The sequence below is a fragment of the Bradyrhizobium valentinum genome, assembly GCF_001440405.1.
Classification (GTDB): Bacteria; Pseudomonadota; Alphaproteobacteria; order Rhizobiales; family Xanthobacteraceae; genus Bradyrhizobium; species Bradyrhizobium valentinum.
The window spans coordinates 48,500-70,346 of sequence record NZ_LLXX01000221.1 but is presented as its reverse complement, the minus strand read 5'-3'; the positions used below and the strand labels follow the sequence as shown (position 1 = coordinate 70,346).

The window sequence follows — 21,847 nt, the reverse complement described above, 5'->3', positions numbered from 1 at the left end:
CCTCAGCCGCTCTTACCTTTTTTGGGCATAGCGCAAGGTTTTTGACCCAAGGTGAGTGCACGGATAGATACGCCATCCGACAGATAACAACGCGGCCAGCGCATCAGCACGCCTTCAGCGCGCCGTCTTCGCGCATCATTTCGACCAGCATGCCTTCGCGCAGGCCTCGGTCGGCGACGCGCAGCCGCGGCAGCGGGAATGCGTCGCGGATCGCGTCGAGAATGGCGCAGCCGGCCAGCACCAGATCGGCGCGCTCGACACTGATGCAATTGTTGCCGGCGCGCTCCTGATAGCTCATGCCGAGCAGCCGTTGGATGACGGCGGTGACGTCAGAGCCGTTCATCCAGATACCATCGATGCGGCGGCGATCGTAGCGCGCCAGATTGAGATGGACGCCGGCGAGCGTCGTCACGGTTCCCGAGGTGCCGAGCATATGCATGTCGCGCAAATCCGTGCCGTGCTCGGTCGCGAACGGCGCCACATATTGCGCTACTTCGCCCACCATCTGCGCATAGGATTTAGCCGTGACGTCACGCCCGCCGAAATGCTCGGCCAAAGTGACGACGCCGAGTGGAATCGACATCCACGCCTTGATCCGCGGCCGGGCATTCTGCTCGGCGGGATCGCGCTCGATTCGGACCAGTTCGGTCGAACCGCCGCCGATGTCGAACAGGATCGCGCCCCGGCCCTTCGGATCGAGCAGCGGCGAACAGCCGATCACGGCGAGCGTCGCCTCGGTCTCGCGATTGATCACCTCGAGCCGGATGCCGGTCTCGCTCGCGACCCGCGCGCGAAAGCTGTCGGCATTGGCGGCGGCGCGGCAGGCTTCGGTTGCGATCAGCCGCAGGCGCCGGGCCTTGCGGTAACGGATCTTGTCGCTGCAGATGCTCAGCGCCACGATGGCGCGCTCGATCGCCGCCTCGCTGATGGAACCGGTTGCGGAAATGCCCTCGCCCAGCCGGATGATCCGTGAAAACGAATCCATCACGCGAAAACTGTCGCCGGCCGGACTGGCGATCAAAAGCCGGCAATTATTGGTGCCAAGGTCGAGCGCGGCATAGACACCGTTTGCCGTGGCCGCCGCAACCAACCCTGACGGGCTTGCGCAGGTCTCAAGACCTTCGCGCAGCCGCGTATCCTCATCCATCAAACCTGTCTTTCCGCGGCCTCTCCCGGGCCGTCGAAGAAAATTACCGTTCACGGAAACTTTAGCAGCGCCAAGGGGCTACGCAACAACCCATCACATAGGACTATGCCCAATCAGGCGTTGTCCGGGATCATACGGTACGTTATCTGAGCGGGAACCCGCGGAACCGGGAAATTCCAAGCGAATCCCAAGCATTTCAGGTGTTTTTCGATGCAAGATCACACGTCGGCCTCCTCCCTGGACAACGCTATCGCACTGCAAAAATACGGCGTGGGGCAGCCGGTGCGCCGCAAGGAAGATGACACGCTGGTGCGTGGCAAGGGCAAATACACCGACGATTTCTCGCTGCCCGGCCAGGCCTATTGCTGGATGGTGCGCTCCAGCCATGCCCACGGAATCATCAAGGGGATCGACACGGCCGCCGCCCGGGCGATGCCGGGCGTGCTCGGCATCTGGACCGGCAAGGACCTCGAAGCGGCCGGCTACAACCCCTTCACCTGTGGCCTGCCGCTGAAGAGCCGCGACGGCTCGCCGCTATTGCAGACCAACCGTCCGGCGCTGCCGACCGATAGGGTGCGCTTTGTCGGCGATCCCGTGGGCTTTGTGGTCGCCGAAACGCTGGCGCAAGCGCGCGATGCGGCAGAGGCGGTGGAGCTCGATATCGAGCCGCTCCCCGCCGTAACCGATGCCGCGGAGGCCGCAAAGCCCGGCGCGCCGCAACTCTATGATCACATCCCCAACAACGTCGCGCTCGACTATCATTATGGCGATACGGCCAAGATCGACGCGGCGTTCGCTGCGGCTGCGCATGTAACAAAACTCGACATCGTCAACACCCGCGTTGCCGTGGTGTCGATGGAGCCGCGCGTGGCGCTTGCGGCCTTTGACAAGGCGGCCGAACGCTTCACCCTGCAGGTGCCGACGCAGGGCGTCTCCGGCAACAAGGTGACGCTGGCGAAAATCCTCAACGTGCCGAACGACAAGGTTCGCATCCTGACCGCCAATGTCGGCGGCTCCTTCGGCATGAAGAACGTGAGCTATCCCGAATATACCTGCATCCTGCACGCGGCGAAGGCGCTGGGCCGGCCGGTGAAATGGACCGATGAGCGCTCGACCAGCTTTCTCTCCGACAGCCATGGCCGCGCGCAGCTCATCCACGCCGAACTGGCGCTGGATGCCGAAGGCAAGTTTCTCGCAGTCCGCCTCCAAGGTTACGGCAACCTCGGCGCCTATATCACCGGCGTCGCGCCGGGGCCGTTGTCGCTCAACACCGGAAAGAATCTCGCCAGCGTTTACCGCACGCCGCTGCTCGGCGTCGACATCAAGACGGTTTTGACCAACACCACGCTGATGGGCGCCTATCGCGGCGCCGGCCGGCCCGAGGCCAACTACTACATGGAGCGGCTGATCGACCGCGCCGCCGACGAGATGGGCATCAACCGCCTCACGCTGCGCAAGCGCAACTTCATCAAGCCGTCGCAACTGCCGTTCGCGGCGGCCAGCGGCGTTACCTATGACAGTGGCGATTTCGCCGGCGTCTTCAACAAGGCACTGGAGATTTCCGACCACGCCAATTTTGCCAGGCGGAAGAAGGAGAGCAAGAAGAACGGCAGACTGCGCGGCATCGCGGTCGGCTCCTATCTGGAAGTGACCGCGCCGCCGAGCGGCGAGCTCGGCAAGATCACCTTCGAGCCCGATGGTTCGGTGAAGCTGACGACCGGCACGCTCGATTACGGCCAGGGCCACGCCACGCCGTTCGCGCAGGTGCTCTCCGCACAGCTCGGCGTGCCCTTCGAGAAGATCACCATCGAGCAGAACGACAGCGATCTCGTCCGCTTCGGTAACGGCACCGGCGGCTCGCGCTCGATCACGGCGACCGGTCAGGCGATCGTCGAGGCTTCCGCACTCGTGATCGCCAAAGGCAAGCAGGCCGCCGCGCATCTGATGGAGGCGTCCGAAGGCGATATCGAATTCGCCGGCGGCCGCTTCACCATCGCCGGCACCGACCGCTCGATCGGCATCATGGAGCTGGCGCAGCGCGTGCGCGAAGGCAGGATGCCCGAAGGCGCGCCGCTATCGCTCGATGTCGACCATGCCACCAAGGACACGCCGTCGACCTTCCCCAATGGCTGCCATGTCGCGGAAGTGGAAATCGATCCCGAGACCGGCGTCGTGCAAATCGTGCGCTATTTCGCCGTCAATGATTTCGGCACTGTCGTCAATCCGATGATTGTCGCCGGCCAGTTGCATGGCGGCGTGGCGCAAGGCATCGGCCAGGCGCTGATGGAGCAGGTCAGCTACGATTCCAGCGGCCAGCCGATCACCGGCTCGTTCATGGACTATGCCTTGCCGCGTGCGGAAGACATCCCGCCGATGGAAGTCGGCGACCATCCCTCGCCCGCCAAATCCAATCCGCTGGGCACCAAGGGCTGCGGCGAGGCCGGCTGCGCCGGCAGCCTCGTCTGCGTCGTCAACGCGGTGGTCGACGCTCTGTCGGACTATGGCATCACCCACATCGACATGCCGCTGACGCCGGAACGGGTGTGGCGCGCGATCCAGGATGCGAAGGCGAAGCAGGCGGCGTGAGGGGCGCGCCATTTGCTACATAGGAAACTGTCATCGCCCGCCTTGTGCGCAATTGCGCACTGGGGCGGGCGATCCAGTACTCGGAGACGTCAGTAATAGAATGGCGAAGCCGCAGCGTACTGGATGCCCCGCCTTCGCGGGGCATGACGAGTTAGGTGCGGCGCGGCCTCGCGCCCGAGCTTGCTCTGTGCGTCAAACCTTCTCGACCGCGCCGCCGCTTTCGGCCCAGCCCTTGAAGCCGCCGAGATTGCGTACGTCCTTATAGCCCATGTCCTGAAGCGTTTTGCCCGCAAGCGCGGACCGGCCGCCGGAGGCGCAGTAGACGATTACGGTTTTTTCCCGGTCGAACGCATTGTCATAATAGGGGCTGTCAGGATCCGCCTTGAATTCGAGCATGCCGCGCGAGACGTGTTTCGCCCCCTGAACCTTGCCGGTGCTTTGTAACTCAAGCCCGTCGCGCACATCGACCACCAGGACCTGGCCGCGCTCGATCAGGGCTTTCGCGTCCTGCGGGCTGATCCCTGGAACGGAGCTGGTAGCCGCTGCAAGTAAATCCTTCACTGAACTCGGCATCGTATTCTCCCGTATGCTATTTTACCGTTGGGCACAGATAATGGCGCAGTATGTGGCGAAGCTTGGTCGAGAGTGCAATGACCACGGCTCCAAGAAGCTTTGCCGCGACGCTATAGCGCTTGACTATAGCATGCATTCTGAAAAGCTTTCGCCAGCCCCGCAGGCGTGCCGACAGCAGGAATTCAGGATCAGATTGTGGACGTATTGTCGGAAGTCCTGCGCGTCGTGCGGTTGTCCGGAACGATTCATTTTCGCGCGGAGTTCACCCATCCGTGGGCCATTCTATCATCCCCGCCAGCGCTGCTTGCGGCGCGCCTGCAATCCTCCGAAGGATCGGTAACACCCTTTCATGTGGTCACCGAGGGCAATTGTCTGGTGACATCAGGGGCATTGCCGCCAATCCACATCGAAAGCGGCGATGTGATCGTCTTCCCGCGCGGCGATCAGCATGTGATGACCAGCGACCCTGAGCTGGCGCCTGTCCCGATACAGGACATCTATTCGAAGCCCTCCGCGGAGCAGATCACGGTCGTGAATCACGGCGGCGGCGGGCCGCCTTCGCGCTTCATCTGCGGCTTTCTGCACGCCGATCAGCGCTTCGATCCGCTGCTGAAATCGCTGCCAGCGATTCTTTGCGTCCGCTCGCGCGAAGACGCCCTTACGCTCGAGACGCTGGACAGCACTGGAAGGCGCGTGCAGACGATCACGCATCCGCAGGAGAAGGAGTGGTGGCAGGCGTCTGTGCGCTACCTGATGAGCGAAACCGCAACGCCGGGTCCCGGTAATCGTGCCGTGCTGGCACGATTGGCCGAGTCGCTCTTTCTCGAACTGCTGCGGTGGCAGTTGCAGTTTGCGACACAGGGCCATGGCGGCGGTTGGCTGGCGGGCCTGTACGATCCCCAGGTAGGTCCCGCGCTAACCCGGCTTCATGCGCAGCCGGAGCGCCCGTGGACCGTCGAAGTGCTTGCAAGGGAAGTCGGCGTCTCGCGGGCGGCGCTCGCCAAACGCTTCGTCGAGCTGGTCGGCGAATCGCCGATCCAGTATCTCGCGGGTTGGCGGATGCATTTGGCGCAGCACCTGTTGCAGGACAGCACCCTTGGCGTCGCCGAGATCGCCGGACGCGTCGGATATGACTCCGACGCGGCGTTCAACCGCGCGTTCCGGCGAGTGGTCGGCTCGCCGCCGGCGACATGGCGGCAAGCCAGGGAGGAACAGCCTCTCGCAGCGGATGGACTGCCGGGTCAAGCCCGGCAATGACGCGTCGCGTTACGCCGCTGCCTGCTCGCGCGGCTGGTAGATCGCGATGTGGTGGCAGTGCGCGAGCGGCGTGTCGCCGTTGCCGACCACCAGCGCGTCGAGCTCGACGAAGCGGTGGCCCTTCTTGTCGTAATTGCCGATCACCTTCGCGCGGGCCGTGATCACGTCGCCGGTCTTTGCAGCCGACAAAAGCTGCATGCGGCTGCCGACATGTATCCATGGGCCTAGAATGGCGTTGTCGACCAGCGCCCGGTTCATCACACGCTGCAGCAGGCCGGGATGACCGAGGCCCTCCCTCGCGTAGATCGGATCGGCTTCCCTGATATCATCAAGATATTCGCGGGCGGCATCGCCCGCCCAATCGCGCGGTGTGGTGCCGAGCCATTTGCCGACTTCATAGGAAGCCGCGTTGACCGGCCTGCGCTCCGCCACGGCCGCAACTTCCTTGTAGTCCGCGATCGACACGGCGGGCACAGATGCCGGCAACGACGCGGTGCCGGTGGCGCAAAGCTCGCCGCGGCTCTGCACCTCAATCGAAAGCACGCTATTGCTTTCCTCCGCCGTGAGTTCGGCCATCTCGCCGTCATAGACCGGCTTGACGAAACGGGCGTCGATCAGGCCGCGCTCAAGAAAGGGCCGGCCCCATTTTGCGACCGGCAGGTGTATCATATAGGCCATCACGTCAACACCCGGCACCAGCCCACCCGAAAATCCGAACCGCTTTGCCACGGTGTCGTCGTGCATCTTGTTTTCGGATTGCTTGGCGGTGTTGAAGGCCTGGACGCGATAGGGTTCGAGCCGGCGGGTCATGCGCTCCGGTTTCCTCTGATTTTGTTGTTATTTCTTCGGGTTATCGTACGCGAAGAATGTGCCGTGGCAAGCGTGTTCCGGACGCTGTTCCCCTCGCATTTTGGCATCCGATGGAGTACCACCCGCGGGCAAGAATACGGAACGAATCCAACTTATGCTGCCTGATGCTGCCTGACGCGAACTTGACCCGCATCTATGTCGATGCCGACGCCTGCCCGGTGAAGGACGAGATCTATCGCGTCGCGATCCGGCACGGCCTGCCGGTCAGCGTCGTCGCAGGCAATTTCATCCGTGTGCCGCAGGATCCGCTGATCGAGCGCATCGCCGCAGGTTCCGGAATGGACGCAGCCGACGACTGGATCGCCGGGCGCGCGGGAAAAGGCGATATCGTCATCACATCGGATATCCCGCTCGCCAGCCGCTGCGTGAAATCAGGAGCAGAAGCGATCGCGCCGAACGGCAAGCCGTTCACGGAAGCCTCGATCGGCATGACACTGGCGGTGCGCAACCTGATGACCGATCTGCGCTCGTCGGGCGAAGTAACCGGCGGCCCAAAATCCTTCGCCCCGCGCGATCGCTCGGCATTCCTGTCCGCGCTCGACCAGGCCATCCGCCGCATCCAGCGCCAGCGGGCGCCGCAGTCTGCGCCGAACCAGGGCTAAAACGATGGCGCCACCGCTGATCCAGTTGAAGGATATCAGGCTGACGTTTGGCGGCACGCCGCTGCTGTCGGGCGTCGAACTGTCGGTGTCATCGGGCGAGCGCGTCTGCCTGATCGGGCGTAACGGCTCCGGCAAATCGACGCTGCTCAAGATTGCCGCCGGCCTCGTCGAGCCTGACGGCGGCAGCCGCTTCGTGCAGCCGGGCGCCACCATCCGCTATCTGCCGCAGGAGCCTGATTTCGGCGACCACAAGACGACGCTGGCCTATGTCGAGGCAGGCCTCGGCCCAGGCGACGATCATTACCAGGCGCGCTATCTGGTCGAGCAGCTCGGGCTTTCCGGCGACGAAGACCCCGTGCACGTCTCGGGCGGCGAGGCCCGCCGCGCCGCGCTGGCACGGGTGCTGGCGCCCTCGCCCGATATCCTGCTCTTGGACGAGCCGACCAACCATCTCGATCTTCCGACCATTGAATGGCTGGAAGGCGAACTGGCGAGCCGCCGCTGCGCGCTCGTCATCATCAGCCACGACCGCCGCTTCCTGTCCAACCTGTCGCGTTCGACCGCCTGGCTCGACCGCGGCCAGATCAGGCAGATCGACCGCGGCTTCTCAGCGTTCGAAGCCTGGCGCGACGAGGTGCTGGCGGAGGAGGAGCGCGACCAGCACAAGCTCGACCGCAAGATCGTCAATGAGGAGCACTGGCTGCGCTACGGCGTCTCCGGCCGCCGCAAGCGCAACGTCAAGCGGCTCGGCAATCTGCACGCGCTGCGCGACCAGCGGCGCAATTATCGTGGTGCGACCGGCAACGCCAATCTCGCAGCTGCAGAAGCCGACAAATCCGGCAAGCTCGTCATTGAGGCCAAGAACATCAGCAAGGCCTATGGCGACCGCAAGATCGTCGAAGGGTTTTCGATCCGCGTCCAGCGCGGCGACCGGATCGGCATCGTCGGCCCCAACGGCGCCGGCAAGACCACGCTGGTTCATCTGCTGATCGGCAACGATCCGCCGGACAGTGGCTCGCTGCGGCTCGGCGCCAATATCGAAATGGCGACGCTCGACCAGCACCGTGAAAGCCTCGATCCGAAATCGACGCTGGCCGAGGCCATGACCGGCGGTCGCGGCGACCATGTGATCGTCGGCGACAAGCCCAGGCACGTCATCGGCTACATGAAGGACTTTCTGTTCGCGCAGGAGCAGCGCGGCACGCCGCTGGAAGCGCTCTCCGGCGGCGAGCGCGGCCGCTTGATGTTGGCGCGCGCGCTGGCAAAGCCGTCGAACCTGCTGGTGCTGGACGAGCCGACCAACGACCTCGATCTCGAAACCCTCGACGTGCTCGAGGAAATGCTCGGCGATTACGAGGGTACGGTGATCCTGATCAGCCACGACCGCGATTTCCTGGACCGGGTGGTGACATCAGTGATCGTGCCGGAGGGCAACGGCCGCTGGATCGAATATGCAGGCGGTTACACCGACATGCTGGCGCAGCGCGGTGAGGATTTATCGCGGGAGGCGCCGAAGGCACCAGCGACGGTTGAAGAAAAGAAAGAGGCCAAGGCTGCTGCTCCTTCTGCGGCTCCTAAACGGCGGCTGAATTTCAACGAGAAGCACGCGCTGGACACCCTTCCGAAGACGATCGCAAAGTTACAGGCCGAAATTGCAAAGCAGCAGAAGCTGCTTGACGATCCCGACCTCTACGCCAAGGATCGCAAGAAATTCGACGCGGCCTCCGCCGCGATGGCGAAGGCGCAGGAAGAGCTTTCCGCTGCCGAAGACCGGTGGCTGGAGCTTGAAGTTTTGCGCGAAGAGATAGAGCAGGCGTAGGATGGGTGGAGCGCAGCGATACCCATCGCCACACGCACTGGCATTGATGGGTATCGCTTCGCTCCACCCATCCTACGGGTTCATACGATTTTCAACAGAGAGAAGAGCATGACCACCCCCCTCGCCGCCAAGATCGCCCGTGAATATGGCACGCCTTGCGCCGTGATCGACATGGACCGCGTCGAACGCAACATAGCGCGCATCCAGGTGGCCTGCGACACGGCCGGCGTTGCCAACCGGCCGCACATCAAGACCCACAAGAGCCCCTTGCTGGCGCAGATGCAGGTCGCGGCCGGCGCGAAAGGCATCACCTGCCAGAAGCTCGGCGAGGCCGAGGTGATGGCGGAGGCGGGGATCGACGACATTTTGATCAGCTACAATCTGATCGGTGAGGAGAAGATGGCCCGGCTAGCGGCGTTGCAGGGAAAGGCCAACATGACGGTTGCGGCCGACAACTCGACCGTGATTGCCGGTCTGCCGCATGCCGCCGCCGCGTCAGGACGTCCGTTGTCGGTCGTGGTTGAATGCGACACCGGCCGCAAGCGCGCGGGGGTCGAAACACCGGGCGAAGCGATTGCGCTGGCCCGTTTGATCGCAGCCTCCCGAGGGCTGAAGTTTGCGGGCTTCATGCTGTATCCGACCGAAACCGGCTGGGGCGAAGCACAGAAATTCTTCGACGAGGCGCTGGCCGGTGTCCGTGCGCACGGGCTCGATGCGACGATGGTTTCTACCGGCGGCTCGCCGAACCTGAAGAACCTCGGCAAGCTCAAGGGCGCGACCGAGCATCGTCCCGGCACCTATATCTACAACGACCGCATGCAGGTCGCCGCCGGCGTCGCCGAATGGGACGATTGCGCCCTCAACATCTATTCTACCGTGGTCAGCCGCGCCGGGCCGGACCGCGGTATTTTGGATGCCGGCTCGAAGACGCTGACTTCGGACCCCGGCGGCGGACTGGACGGTTACGGGCTGATCCTCGAGCACCCGGAAGCGAAGATCGCGCGCTTTGCCGAAGAGCACGGCTTTCTCGACCTGGCCCGCAGCAACACCAGGCCTGTTGTCGGTGACGTCGTGCGGATCGTGCCGAACCATGTCTGCGTCGTCGTCAACATGATGGACGAGGTGGTGATGGTGCGCGGCGAGGAGATCATCGGGACGCTGCCGGTGGCGGCAAGAGGGAAGCTGCGGTGAGACGCCCCGTAGGATGGGTAGAGCGGAGCGAAACCCATTGCGACTTGCCGGGTTGCTGGATGATGGGTTTCGCTGCGCTCTACCCATCCTACAAATTAAGCCACTCCAGCGCACCCCGCCCCGCCGCTGCCCCCGTCGCGAACGACGCTTGCAACAGATAGCCGCCGGTCGGCGCTTCCCAGTCCAGCATCTCACCCGCCGCGAACACGCTGGGCACGCGGCGGAGCATGAAGGCGTCGTCGAGTTCGTCGAACGATATTCCGCCAGCAGTCGAGATCGCGCGTGCGATCGGCGCTACACCGTTGAGCCGCACGGGCACGGCCAGGATCAAGCGAGCCAGATCAGCCGGAGAAAGCGAAGCTAGCGACGTCCCGGATGCCCTGGCGGCCTCCTGCAACAGGCCGATCGCGATGGGAGAGAGATTTGCTGCCTTGCGGAGGAAGTTCGAGAAGGATTGCTTGCCCTTCGCGGCCGATAATTTCGTGGTCAATTCATCGATCACCGCGTCGGCACGCAAGGCGATGTTGAGCGTAACCTGTCCATCGCGCAGGATTGCCTCGCGCAATTCGGCAGATAGCGCGTAGACCGCGCCACCTTCGATGCCGGCGCGGGTGACGATGGCCTCGCCGCGGACGCTGTGCTTGCCGAATGTCAGCGCGACGCCCTTGAGCGGCTGGCCTTCAAAACGCTCGCGGAACACATCCGACCAGGCGACGATGAAGCCGGAGTTAGCTGGCCGCAGCGGCGATATCGTTACGCCTCTGGCCGCGAGCACTTCCGCCCATGAGCCGTCCGAGCCCAACCGCGGCCAGCTCGCGCCGCCGAGCGCCAGCACAGTGGCGGTCGCCTCGACGGCGACCAATCCATCCGATGTTTGAAAGCGCAAGCGGCCTTCCTCGTCCCAACCGGTCCAGCGGTGACGAAGCGCCTGTTTCACTCCCTGCGCGTCCAGCCGTCGCAGCCACGCGCGCAGCATAGGCGACGCCTTGAAGGCTTTCGGAAACACGCGGCCGCTGGAGCCGACAAATGTCTCCTGCCCCAGCGCTGCACTCCAGTCACGCAACGCCTGCGGCGGAAACGCTTCGATAGCGGCTTTCAGACGCGGCGTCGCCTCGCGGTAGCGGGCGAGGAACTGCGGCAACGGCTCGCTGTGCGTGAGGTTCAGCCCGCCGCGCCCGGCCATCAGGAATTTGCGGCCAGCGGAGGGCATCGCGTCATAGACGGTGACTTCGGCGCCGCCTTGCGCGAGCACTTCGGCGGCCATCAGGCCGGCGGGGCCGGCGCCGATGACGGCGACGTGTTGTGAAAGCGTAGACATAACGGGAGTGTAAGCCGGATTCGGCGGCCAAAGCGAAGAACGTCATTCCGGGATGGTCCGAAGGACCAGACCCGGAATCTCGAGATTCCGGGTTCGACGCTTCGCGTCGCCCCGGAATGACGGCGATGGCCTACAGCTTGATCCCCGCCCTTGCGGCGGCCTGCGCGACATATTTCTGCGTCTGCTCGAACGCGCCCTGCAGCGCCTTCGCTTTCGACACATCATCGATCTCGGCAAAATTCGCCGCGATCGCATCCGGCGTCCAGTCGGACTGCGCTAAATTGATACCCTCGGTCTCGATGATCTTGATCACCGCGAACGAACCGGCGCCGGCGCCCATGATGGTGCGGGTCGGGGCGTCCTCGCTGAGCAAAAATTCCACCGCCGGCGTTATCGCCTCGGGGCGCATCAGCGCCAGCGCCTGCGGCGGCAGCAGTTCCTCGGTCATGCGGGTCGCCGCGGTCGGCGAGATTGTGTTGACGCGGATGTTGTTCTTGCGGCCTTCCTCGGCGAGCACGTTCATCAGGCCGACCATTCCGGCTTTGGCCGCGCCGTAATTGGCCTGGCCGAAATTACCGAACAGGCCCGACGACGAGGTGGTCAGCACGATGCGGCCGTAGTTGCGCTCACGCATGCCATCCCACACCGCCTTGCAGCAGTAAAACGTACCGACGAGGTGGACGTCGAGCACCTTGGCAAAGTCGGCGACGTCCATTTTTCCAAACGACTTGTCGCGCAGGATACCGGCATTGGCACACAGGAGATCGACGCTGCCCCACTCCTTCGTGGCGCGTTCGACCATCGCCGTCACCTGTCCGAACTTGGAGACGTCGGTGCCATCGGCCATCGCCATGCCGCCGGCTTTACGGATTTCCTCGACCACGGCTTCGGCCGGCGTCAGCGAGCCGCCGGTGCCGTCCCGCGCGCCGCCGAAATCGTTGACCACCACCTTGGCGCCACGGCTCGCCAGCCCCAGCGCATGTGCCCGCCCCAAACCATTGCCCGCGCCGGTGACGATAGCGACGCGTCCGTCAAACCTGATTGCCATGCGAAATTCCTAGTTCTTCTTCTTCCCTTCTCCCCTTGTGGGAGAAGGTGGCGCGGACGAAGTCCGTGCCGGATGAGGGGTCTGTCGCCGCGGAGAGAGACCCCTCACCCGGCTTCATCTCGCTCCGCTCGATTGCGCCACCCTCTCCCACAAGGGGAGAGGGTAAGGCCGCAGCGCGCGATTGACAGTTTTTGAGCAGTGATGGATTGCCGGGTCAAGCCCGGCAATGACGGGCTGAAAGATCACGCGAAATAAATCAGCCCGATCCAGTCGGCGACCAGCGCGGGCTTTTCCTCGCCCTCGATCTCGACGGTCACGTTGGTGCGCGATTGCAGCTCTTTCGGCTTGCGCAGCTTGGCTTCCATGAGCGTAAAGCGGCCGCGGACGCGCGAGCCGGCGCGGACCGGCGAGAGGAAGCGCAGCTTGTCGAAACCGTAATTGACGCCCATCGCCGTGCCTTCGATGACGGGCATGACCTCATAGGACATGATGCTCATCAGGGACATCGTCAGGAAGCCATGCGCGATGGTGTTGCCGAACGCGGTTTCCTTCTTCGCTCTTTCGGGGTCGACATGGATGAACTGATGGTCCTCGATCACGTCGGCATAGACGTTGATGCGGTTCTGGTCGATCAGGTGCCAGGACGACACGCCGATCTCCTTGCCGACCATGGCCTGATAGGCCTCAAAGGAGACCGGCGGCTTCTTCCAGACTTCATTCATTGATTAACTCTCCAGCCCCGCGGTCCGCACCTTCTGCAGCTCCGGGAATTCTTCTTCGCGGAACTCCGTGCCGCGCAGCGCGTCACTTCTGACATTATCATGTTCGAGCCGGCGCAACTGTACGCGGCGGATTTTTCCGGAAATCGTCTTCGGCAGTTCCGTCACCAGCTCGATCTTGCGAATGCGCTTGAATGGCGCAAGGCGGGTGTGCAGGTGCTTGAAGATCGACAGCGCGGTTTCCGGTGAACGCTCCACACCCGATACCAGCAGCACATAGGCCTTCGGGATCGCGAGCCGGATCGGATCGGGACTTGGGACGACCGCAGCTTCGGCTACCGATTCATGCTCGAGCAAAACGCTTTCCAACTCGAACGGGCTGATGCGGTAGTCGGAGGACTTGAAGACGTCGTCGGAGCGGCCGACGAAAGTGAGGTAGCCCTCGTCGTCGGCAAACACGACGTCGCCGCTGCGATAGAGATCGCCGTCCGCCCCGCTCAATTTGCCATCGTCGCCCTGATAGCCCTGCATCAGGCCCGCGGGGCGGTCGGCGCCGAGCACCAGCGTGACTTCGCCCTCTTTGGTGACGTGGCCGTCGCCGTCGGTGATCTGCACGCGGTAACCCGGCAGCGGGCGGCCCATCGAGCCGACCTTGACTTTCTGGCCCGGCGAATTGCCGGCAAGCGCGGTGGTCTCGGTCTGGCCGTAACCGTCGCGGATGGTAAGGCCCCACGCCGCCTTCACCTGGTCGATCACTTCCGGATTGAGCGGCTCGCCCGCGCCGCAGACCTCGCGCAGGCTTACCTTGAAATCCGCGAGCTTCTCCTGAATGAACAGCCGCCACACCGTCGGCGGCGCGCACAGCGTGGTGACGCCGCAGCGACCGACGGTCGCCAGCAAGGCTTTGGCGTCGAAGCGCGGCTGGTTGACCACGAACACGGTGGCGCCGGCATTCCATGGCGCGAAGAAGCAACTCCAGGCATGCTTGGCCCAGCCCGGCGAGGAAATATTGAGATGCACGTCGCCCGGCTGCAGGCCGAGCCAGAACATCGTCGACAGCGCGCCGACGGAATAGCTGCGCTGGCTGTGCCGCACCAGTTTCGGCTTTGCCGTGGTACCCGAGGTGAAATAGAGCAGCATCGGGTCGTCGGCATTGGTCGGGCCATCAGGCGCAAAATCCTCCGACGCGCTCGCGGCCTGCTCGAACGGCAGCCAGCCGTCGTGCTTCGACGCCGCGCCGACCACGATCCGCACCAGATTGTCGCTACCGAGGCCGGCAAACTTCGCGACCTGATCCTGCGAGGCCACCACAACCCTCGCCTTGCCGCGATCGAGCCGATCGCGCAATTCATCCGGGGTGAGCAGCGTGGTGGCGGGGATCACGACCACGCCGAGCTTCATCGCTGCCAGCATCGTCTCCCACAACGGCACGACATTGCCGAGCAATAGCAACAGGTGATCGCCGCGCTTTAGCCCTCGCGCGCGCAAAAAGTTCGCGACCTGGTTGGACCGGCGCGACAGCGTTGCGAAGGAAAGTTTTGTCTCCTTGTCGCCGGGATCGACGATCCAAAGCGCGGTGCGGTCCCGGCTGTCGGCATTGCCTGCTAGTTCCGCATCGAACCAGTCCAGCGCCCAGTTGAAGGGGATCGGGTCCGGCCAGCGAAACCCCTTCACAGCCGCATCGTAATCGGTGCGGTGCTTGAGCAGAAAGGCGCGCGCTTCTTGGAAGGTCGTCATGCTGTTCTCTCAGATGCCTCCACACCCACGACCGTCATCCTGAGGAGCCGCGCCTGCGCGGCGTCTCGAAGGACGGGCCCACACCTATCAAGTCACCCTTCGAGGCTCGCAAGAGCTCGCACCTCAGGGTGACGCCTGCTATTTCGCAGCGAGACCCCTAACGTGCTGGATAATCCCGGAAAAATCCACCCCGCCATGGCCGGCGGCGTCAAAGGCCTTGTAGATCTCCTGCGCGTGCTTGCCGAGCGGTGTCACGGCGCCGGCGGCGTCGGCCGCGTCTTGCGCCAGCGTCAGATCCTTCACCATCAAATTGGAGGCGAAGCCGGGCTTATAATCGTTGTTCGCAGGCGAGGCCGGCACTGGGCCAGGCACCGGGCAATAGGAAGTGAGCGCCCAGCATTGCCCGGACGAGGTCGAGGCGACGTCGAACAGCGCCTGATGCGACAGGCCGAGTTTTTCGGCGAGCGCAAAGGCCTCACCGACGCCGATCATGGAGATGCCGAGGATCATGTTGTTGCAGATCTTGGCCGCCTGCCCCGCGCCGGCGCCGCCGCAATGGACGATCTTCTTGCCCATGTTCTCCAGCGCGGGCTTCGCCGCCGCAAAGGCCTTCTCCTCGCCGCCGCATATGAAGGTCAGCGTCGCTCCCTTGGCGCCGCCGGTTCCGCCCGACACCGGAGCGTCGACCGAGAGCACGCCGTGCTTCGCAGCGAGCGCATGCGCCTGCTTGGCGCTCTCGACGTCGATGGTCGAGCAATCGATGATCAACGTGCCCTTGGTCATGACAGGGACGACTTCGTTCCAGACCGACAGCACATGCTTGCCCGCCGGCAGCATGGTGATGACGACGTCCGCGCCCTTGACGGAAGCGACCGAGCTCTCGGCGATCGCAGCGCCGTCGGCCTTGGCCTGATCGCGCGACGCCGCCACCAGATCGAACGCGGTGACCTTGTGGCCGGCCTTGACCAGATTGGCCGCCATCGGCCCGCCCATGTTGCCGAGGCCAATGAATGCGATATTTGCCATCTCGAATCCTCCGCTTTGAACTTTTCTGTTTTGATCAGGGAAATTTCAATTCGTCGGCGCCGATCTCGGCGAAATAAGGCGCGACCATTTCCGGCGTCACATCTTCGATCCGCGGCGGCGACCATTTTGGATTGCGGTCCTTGTCGATCACGGCGGCGCGCACGCCCTCGCGGAAATCGTCGCTGGCAAACACTTCCAGCGCGGCGCGATATTCCCGCACCAGGCATTCCTCCAGCGAGCGGGCCGTACGCGCCAGCCGCAGCAGTTTCAGCGTCACCACCATACCGCGCGGCGACTTTTCATTCAGCGTCTTCAGCGTCGCCTGTGCGAGATCCGAACCGTCGCGCCGTAGAGCCTCAACGATGTCTTCCATCCGGTCATGCGCGAACCAACGATCGATCTTGTCCTGCATCGCCGCAACAGGACCTGCGGTCTCACCCGTCGCGAAACCCGCGATCAGCGCTTTAACTTCCGCCAAGGTAATCCCGGCGCGAACCTTGGTGAGAGCCTCGCGTAACGCGGAGAGCTTGGCCGATGGCACGACGGCATCGGCAAAGCCGGCATGGATCGCGTCCGGGCCATTCATGGTCTGCCCGGTCAATCCGAAATAGGTGCCGATCTCCCCCGGCGAATGCGACAAGAGCCAGGTGCCGCCGACATCGGGGAAGAAGCCGAGGCCGACCTCGGGCATGGCCAGTTTCGTTTTGTCGGTGACGACGCGATGGCTAGAATGCGCTGATAGCCCCACGCCGCCGCCCATCACGATGCCGTCCATGAAGGCGACGTACGGTTTCGGGAATTTCTTGATGCGGGCGTTGAGGATGTATTCGTCGCGCCACAGGATCTTGCCGAGATCGCCGTTTGCTTTCGAGCTTTCCCAGAGAGCGCGGATATCGCCGCCGGCGCACAGGCCGCGCTCGCCCGCGCCTTCCAGCAGGATCACGGCGACCGCCGGATCGACCTCGAACGCATCGAGCGCCTTGTCGATGTCGTGGAACATCTCCAGCGTCACGGCATTGATCGCCTTCGGCCGGTTCAAGCGGAGGATGCCGGCCGAGCCTTCCTTGCGCGCGATCAGGTCGCCCTGTGCAACAGCCGCGTCCGTCATCGCGCGCCCTCGATCATCTTGCGCGACACGATCAGCCGCATGATTTCGTTGGTCCCTTCCAGGATCTGGTGCACGCGCAGGTCGCGCACGATCTTCTCGATGCCGTATTCGCTGAGATAACCGTAGCCGCCATGCAGTTGCAGCGCCTGGTTGGCGACCTCGAAACCGACGTCGGTGCCGAAACGCTTGGCCATCGCGCATAGCATGGTGGCGTCCGTATCCTTGCGATCAAGCGCCGCCGCGGCGCGCCAGACAAAGGTTCGCGCCGCCTCCAGTTCGGTCGCCATGTCAGCGAGACGGAACTGCAGCGCCTGGAATTCGTCGAGGCGTTTGCCGAAAGCTTTTCGCTCTTTCATGTAGGTCAGCGACTTGTCGAGCGCGCTCTGCGCACCGCCGAGCGAGCACGCCGCGATGTTGATGCGGCCGCCGTCGAGCCCGGCCATCGCGATCTTGAAGCCGATGCCCTCCTCGCCCAGCCGGTTTTCGACTGGCACGCGCGCGTTCTCGAATGTCACCGCGCGGGTCGGCTGCGCATTCCAGCCCATCTTGCGTTCGTTGGCGCCGAATGAGAGCCCGGGCGTGTCGCCGTCGATCACCAGCGTCGAGATGCCACCGGGCCCGTCGCCGCCGGTCCGCACCATCACGACATAGAGGTCGCCGCCACCGGCGCCAGAGATGAACTGCTTCTGGCCGTTGAGCACATAATGATTGCCGTCGCGCACCGCGCGGGTGCGGAGCGCGGCGGCGTCCGAGCCGGAGCCCGGCTCGGTCAGGCAATAGCTCGCCAACAGTTCCATGGTGCAGAGCTTTGGCAGCCATTTCTGCCGCTGGATGTCGTTGCCGTAGGCATCGATCATCCACGACGCCATGTTGTGGATCGAGATGTAGGCCGACACGGTCGGACAACCGGTCGCCAGCGCCTCGAAGATCAGCGCGGCGTCGAAGCGCGTCATGCCGGAGCCGCCGACGTCGTCGCGGATATAGATCCCGCCCATGCCGAGCGTGGCCGCTTCCCGCATCACGTCGACAGGGAAATGCTTCTCTTCATCCCAGCGCAGCGCATGCGGTGCGATTTTCTCCGCGGCGAATTCGCGCGCCATGTCGCGAACCGCCGTCTGGTCCTCATTGAGAGCGAACTGCATTCTGGGCTGCTCATTCTTCTCGTCATTGCGCGGAGCGAAGCGACGAAGCAATCCATTCTTCCTTTTCGCGGCAATATGGATTGCTTCGCTGCGCTCGCAATGACGGCCTGGACTACACCATCAATTCATCGTCGGGATCGAGAACTCGGCGCCCTCCTTGACGCCGGACGGCCAGCGCGAGGTGATCGTCTTGGTCTTGGTGTAGAAGCGGATCGAATCCGGACCATGCTGGTTGAGATCGCCGAAGCCGGACTTCTTCCAGCCGCCGAAGGTGTAGTACGCGATCGGCACCGGGATCGGCACGTTGATGCCGACCATGCCGACGTTCACCTTGGCTGCGAAGTCCCGTGCGGCATCACCGTCGCGGGTGAAGATCGCGACACCGTTGCCGTAATCATGATCCGACGGCAGCGCCAGCGCTTCCTTGTAGTCGTGGGCGCGCACCACCGAGAGCACCGGACCAAAGATCTCTTCCTTGTAGATCCGCATGTCCTTGGTGACGTTGTCGAACAGGCAGCCGCCCATGTAGAAGCCGTTTTCATAGCCCTGCATCTTGAAGCCGCGGCCGTCGACGGCGAGCGTGGCGCCTTCCTTGATGCCGATATCGACATAGTTCCTGACGCGGTCGAGCGCTTCTTTCGTCACTAGCGGACCGTAATCGGCGGAGGGGTCGATCGAGGTGCCGATCTTCAGGGATTCGACGCGCGGGATCAGCTTTTCCATCAACCGGTCGGCGGTGGGCTTGCCGACGGGCACCGCCACCGAAATCGCCATGCAGCGCTCGCCGGCCGAGCCGTAGCCCGCGCCGATCAGCGCATCGACGGTCTGGTCCATGTCGGCATCGGGCATGACGATGGCGTGGTTCTTGGCGCCGCCAAAACACTGCGCACGCTTGCCGGTGGCCGCCGCGCGCTCATAAATATATTGCGCGATCGGCGACGAGCCGACGAAACCGACCGCCTTGATGTCGGGATCGTCGAGAATGGCGTCGACCGCTTCCTTGTCGCCGTTGACGACATTGAGGACACCGGCCGGCAAGCCCGCCTCGATCATCAATGCAGCCAGCATCATCGGCACGCCGGGGTCGCGCTCCGACGGCTTCAGGATGAAAGCGTTGCCGCAGGCGATCGCGGGCGCGAATTTCCACATCGGGATCATCGCCGGGAAATTGAATGGCGTGATGCCGGCGACCACACCCAGCGGCTGCCGCATCGAATAGATGTCGATGCCGGGGCCAGCGCCCTCGGTGTATTCGCCCTTCATCAGGTGCGGAATGCCGCAGGCGAATTCGACGACCTCAAGCCCGCGCTGGATATCGCCCTTGGCGTCGGGGACGGTCTTGCCATGTTCTCGCGCCAGCACGTCGGCGAGCTTGTCGTAATCGCGCTGTGCAAGTTCGAGGAACTTCATCATCACGCGCGCGCGGCGCTGCGGATTGGTGTTGGCCCACTCGACCTGTGCAGCCTTCGCGTTTTCGACGGCAGCCCGAACCTCGGCTTTGGACGCGAGTGCCACCTTGGCCTGGACGTCGCCGGTCATCGGCTCGAAAACGTCGGCAGTCCGTCCGGACGTGCCCTTGACCTCTTTACCGCCGATGAAGTGTCCGATTGAGCGCATGAATGATCTCCCTGAGAGCCGAGCCGCGGTCGAACCGAGGCTCTAAATTGTGTTCTGACGCGCTTTCTTCACGCGAACCGGCACCCACTTCGCTCGAAAACGCTATGGAGCCCTTTTTGACCCGCATTTCTTAGGATACAAGTCCGATATATTGCACCATAGATGTGCGGAAATGCTGGATCAAGGCACCAAGACGATCGACTGGGATGACTTCCGTTTCGTGCTGGCGATCGTGCGCGGCGGATCGGTTTCGGCTGCCGCCAAGCAGCTTTCAGTCGATCATGCCACCGTGATCCGCCGGGTCGATCGGCTGGAACGGCATCTTTCCGCAAAACTGTTCGATCGCCGCAAGACCGGCTATCTCCTGACCGAGGCCGGCCAGCGGGTTGCCGACAGCGCGGAAGCTATGGAATCCACCATCGTCGCCAACCAGGAGGCGGTCGGCGGCTCGCGCGCCCAGCTCACCGGCACGGTCCGGATCGGCGCGCCCGACGGTTTCGGCAGCCACTTCCTGGCCGCCCGGCTGGTAAGATTCACCGAGCGGTATCCCGATCTCGATCTGCAGCTCGTCGCCACCGCGCGTCTGTTCAGCCTGTCGAAGCGCGAGGCCGATATTGCGATCAGCCTCTCGATGCCCAAGGAGGGCCGGATCGTTGGCCGCAAGCTGCTCGACTACAGCCTCGGGCTCTATGCCGCGCCGGCCTATCTCGATCGCGCGGGCGAGATCAGAAGCCGCGGCGACCTGCCCGGGCATCGTTTCGTCGGCTACATCGAGGAACTGCTGTTCACGCCGGAACTGGACTACCTGCCGCAGGTCTCGCCAAAAATCTCGGCCAAATTCCGCAGCGCCAATCTGATCGCGCAGCTCAACGCCACCATCGCAGGCTTTGGCATCGCCGTGCTGCCCCACTTCATGGCGACAGCGCATCCCGAATTGCGGCCGGTATTGCCGGACGAGGTGGCGATCTCGCGCACGTTCTGGATGCTGATGCACGCCGACAGCAAGGATCTGGCGCGGATTCGCGCGGTGGCCGATTACATCTGCGAGACGGTGGAGAGCGAGCGCGCGCTGTTCGGCGGAAGGTGAGGATCGGGGCACAAATCCATCGTCGTCCCTGCGAAAGCAGGGACCCATAACCACAGGCGTTTGTTGTTGCGCGAAAGCCGTCGACCAGCCGTTATAAATCGAGAAGCCGCGGCGTATGGGTCCCGGCGTTCGCCGGGACGACGTGGAGAGGTCGTCGACTCTAATTCACCTTCGCCCGCGCCTTCTTCGCGGCCGGCTTCGTCGCCTCGGCGCGACCCAGCGCCGCCTCGCGGCCGGAAGCGAGAATTTCGTCGGACAGTTCACCGCTGCCCGCCACGCGCGACATCACCAGCGTGCCCATCATCGTCGCCAGCGTGGCCATCGCCTGCCTGCGCGCAGTCTTCCGTGGCACATCCGTAATCTGATCGGCCATCACGTCAATCAACTGCTCCAGCTTGGCGGCAAAGGCCTTGCGGGTCTTGGCGCTTTCCCGGGCAATTTCGGCGCCGAGTGCAGTAACTGCGCAACCTCGACCGGGATCGTCGCGATGCACGGTCGAGACGTAGGAATCCACGATCGCCGACAGCCGCTTCTCCGGTGGGGTTTCATCGGCGAGCTTGCGCCAGTGCTCGATCGAGCGGTCCATCGCGTAGGCAAAGGCCTCGATCACCAGCGCCTCGCGGGAATCGAAATGCGCGTAGAAGCCGCCGTGAGTCAGGCCTGCCTCCTTCATCAGGTCGGCAACGCCGATGCCATGCGCGCCCTTTTCGCGCAGCCGAACCGACGCCTTCTTCACGATCCGCGCGTGGGTCTCGTGCTTGTGCTCTTTCGAATAACGCATCGAGGCGCCCCATTAAATGTCTGCAGTCATATAATAGCAGTTGCGCGGGCGAAAAGCTGCATCTATTTCGCTTTTCAGCGCCGATCATCGTGAACGTTCCGGTCGCGTGCACTGCAAGATTGCCTGCGCCATCGCGAACGAAGCCTTCGGCGTAGCTGGTCTGGCGGCCGAATTTTACCACCTTGCCTTCCGCCGCGATCGTGCCTGACCCCTCCCCCG

Annotated in this window: 18 protein-coding genes and 1 pseudogene; 6 read left to right on the top strand and 13 right to left on the bottom strand. The window is 63.7% G+C overall.

Annotated elements, in window-relative coordinates; translation table 11 throughout:
• Positions 1-103 precede the first annotated feature (103 nt).
• Positions 104-1,147: a Ppx/GppA phosphatase family protein gene (locus CP49_RS38355; protein WP_057855270.1), complete on the bottom strand. Its 1,044-nt coding sequence runs from the start codon at positions 1,145-1,147 to the stop codon at positions 104-106.
• Positions 1,148-1,357: 210 nt separating this feature from the next.
• Between CP49_RS38355 and CP49_RS38350 the strand changes: the two genes are divergently transcribed.
• The gene (locus tag CP49_RS38350; RefSeq protein ID WP_057855269.1) at positions 1,358-3,733 is read left to right on the top strand and encodes a xanthine dehydrogenase family protein molybdopterin-binding subunit; all 2,376 of its coding nucleotides are present in this window, start codon (positions 1,358-1,360) and stop codon (positions 3,731-3,733) included.
• A gap of 192 nt (positions 3,734-3,925) precedes the next feature.
• Here CP49_RS38350 and CP49_RS38345 read toward each other — a convergent pair whose 3' ends face one another.
• On the bottom strand, positions 3,926-4,306 hold the full coding sequence (locus CP49_RS38345; protein WP_057855268.1) for a rhodanese-like domain-containing protein: 381 nt from the start codon (positions 4,304-4,306) through the stop codon (positions 3,926-3,928).
• Between the two features lie 195 nt (positions 4,307-4,501).
• Between CP49_RS38345 and CP49_RS38340 the strand changes: the two genes are divergently transcribed.
• Complete coding sequence (locus tag CP49_RS38340) at positions 4,502-5,563, top strand: AraC family transcriptional regulator (protein WP_063791839.1); 1,062 nt, start codon at positions 4,502-4,504, stop codon at positions 5,561-5,563.
• Positions 5,564-5,572: 9 nt separating this feature from the next.
• On the opposite strand, the gene CP49_RS38335 is transcribed toward CP49_RS38340, so the two are convergent.
• Entirely contained in the window at positions 5,573-6,373 is an 801-nt protein-coding gene (locus CP49_RS38335) for a hypothetical protein (RefSeq protein ID WP_057855266.1), read from the bottom strand.
• A gap of 164 nt (positions 6,374-6,537) precedes the next feature.
• Between CP49_RS38335 and CP49_RS38330 the strand changes: the two genes are divergently transcribed.
• The 3 genes from CP49_RS38330 to CP49_RS38320 all read left to right on the top strand — a co-directional run bounded on the left by CP49_RS38330 (position 6,538) and on the right by CP49_RS38320 (position 10,045).
• Positions 6,538-7,035, top strand: a complete 498-nt coding sequence (locus tag CP49_RS38330; protein ID WP_057855265.1) for a YaiI/YqxD family protein — start codon at positions 6,538-6,540, stop codon at positions 7,033-7,035.
• A 4-nt stretch (positions 7,036-7,039) separates the two neighbouring features.
• Positions 7,040-8,854 (top strand): ABC-F family ATP-binding cassette domain-containing protein, encoded by a 1,815-nt coding sequence (locus CP49_RS38325; RefSeq protein WP_057855264.1) that lies wholly within the window; start codon positions 7,040-7,042, stop codon positions 8,852-8,854.
• Between the two features lie 108 nt (positions 8,855-8,962).
• Positions 8,963-10,045: a D-TA family PLP-dependent enzyme gene (locus CP49_RS38320; RefSeq protein ID WP_057855263.1), complete on the top strand. Its 1,083-nt coding sequence runs from the start codon at positions 8,963-8,965 to the stop codon at positions 10,043-10,045.
• An 88-nt stretch (positions 10,046-10,133) separates the two neighbouring features.
• On the opposite strand, the gene CP49_RS38315 is transcribed toward CP49_RS38320, so the two are convergent.
• From CP49_RS38315 to CP49_RS38280, 8 genes are all read right to left on the bottom strand, one after another.
• Entirely contained in the window at positions 10,134-11,363 is a 1,230-nt protein-coding gene (locus CP49_RS38315; RefSeq protein WP_082646457.1) for a BaiN/RdsA family NAD(P)/FAD-dependent oxidoreductase, read from the bottom strand.
• Between the two features lie 130 nt (positions 11,364-11,493).
• Positions 11,494-12,411: an SDR family NAD(P)-dependent oxidoreductase gene (locus tag CP49_RS38310; RefSeq protein ID WP_057855262.1), complete on the bottom strand. Its 918-nt coding sequence runs from the start codon at positions 12,409-12,411 to the stop codon at positions 11,494-11,496.
• A 242-nt stretch (positions 12,412-12,653) separates the two neighbouring features.
• Positions 12,654-13,133: a MaoC family dehydratase gene (locus CP49_RS38305; RefSeq protein WP_057855261.1), complete on the bottom strand. Its 480-nt coding sequence runs from the start codon at positions 13,131-13,133 to the stop codon at positions 12,654-12,656.
• Positions 13,134-13,136: 3 nt separating this feature from the next.
• On the bottom strand, positions 13,137-14,867 hold the full coding sequence (locus CP49_RS38300) for an AMP-binding protein (RefSeq protein WP_057855260.1): 1,731 nt from the start codon (positions 14,865-14,867) through the stop codon (positions 13,137-13,139).
• Positions 14,868-15,005: 138 nt separating this feature from the next.
• The gene (gene mmsB / locus CP49_RS38295) at positions 15,006-15,893 is read right to left on the bottom strand and encodes a 3-hydroxyisobutyrate dehydrogenase (protein ID WP_057855259.1); all 888 of its coding nucleotides are present in this window, start codon (positions 15,891-15,893) and stop codon (positions 15,006-15,008) included.
• 34 nt (positions 15,894-15,927) lie between these two features.
• A complete protein-coding gene (locus CP49_RS38290; RefSeq protein WP_057855258.1) occupies positions 15,928-17,001 on the bottom strand; it encodes an enoyl-CoA hydratase/isomerase family protein in 1,074 nt (357 codons plus the stop codon).
• Positions 16,998-18,143: an isobutyryl-CoA dehydrogenase gene (locus tag CP49_RS38285; RefSeq protein ID WP_057855287.1), complete on the bottom strand. Its 1,146-nt coding sequence runs from the start codon at positions 18,141-18,143 to the stop codon at positions 16,998-17,000. The genes CP49_RS38290 and CP49_RS38285 overlap by 4 nt, the downstream gene beginning before the upstream one ends.
• A 120-nt stretch (positions 18,144-18,263) precedes the next feature.
• Positions 18,264-19,760 (bottom strand): CoA-acylating methylmalonate-semialdehyde dehydrogenase, encoded by a 1,497-nt coding sequence (locus CP49_RS38280; RefSeq protein ID WP_057855257.1) that lies wholly within the window; start codon positions 19,758-19,760, stop codon positions 18,264-18,266.
• 172 nt (positions 19,761-19,932) lie between these two features.
• Between CP49_RS38280 and CP49_RS38275 the strand changes: the two genes are divergently transcribed.
• Positions 19,933-20,847 carry a LysR family transcriptional regulator gene (locus CP49_RS38275; RefSeq protein WP_057855256.1) on the top strand — a complete coding sequence of 305 codons (915 nt, stop codon included), beginning with the start codon at positions 19,933-19,935 and terminating at the stop codon, positions 20,845-20,847.
• Positions 20,848-21,007: 160 nt separating this feature from the next.
• Here the strand turns inward: CP49_RS38275 and CP49_RS38270 are convergent, their stop codons facing one another.
• Together CP49_RS38270 and CP49_RS48395 are read right to left on the bottom strand one after the other, a co-directional pair.
• Positions 21,008-21,628: a TetR/AcrR family transcriptional regulator gene (locus CP49_RS38270; protein ID WP_057855255.1), complete on the bottom strand. Its 621-nt coding sequence runs from the start codon at positions 21,626-21,628 to the stop codon at positions 21,008-21,010.
• Positions 21,629-21,707: 79 nt separating this feature from the next.
• A pseudogene (locus tag CP49_RS48395) lies at positions 21,708-21,836 on the bottom strand (PaaI family thioesterase); the annotation flags it as partial.
• Positions 21,837-21,847: the final 11 nt, after the last annotated feature.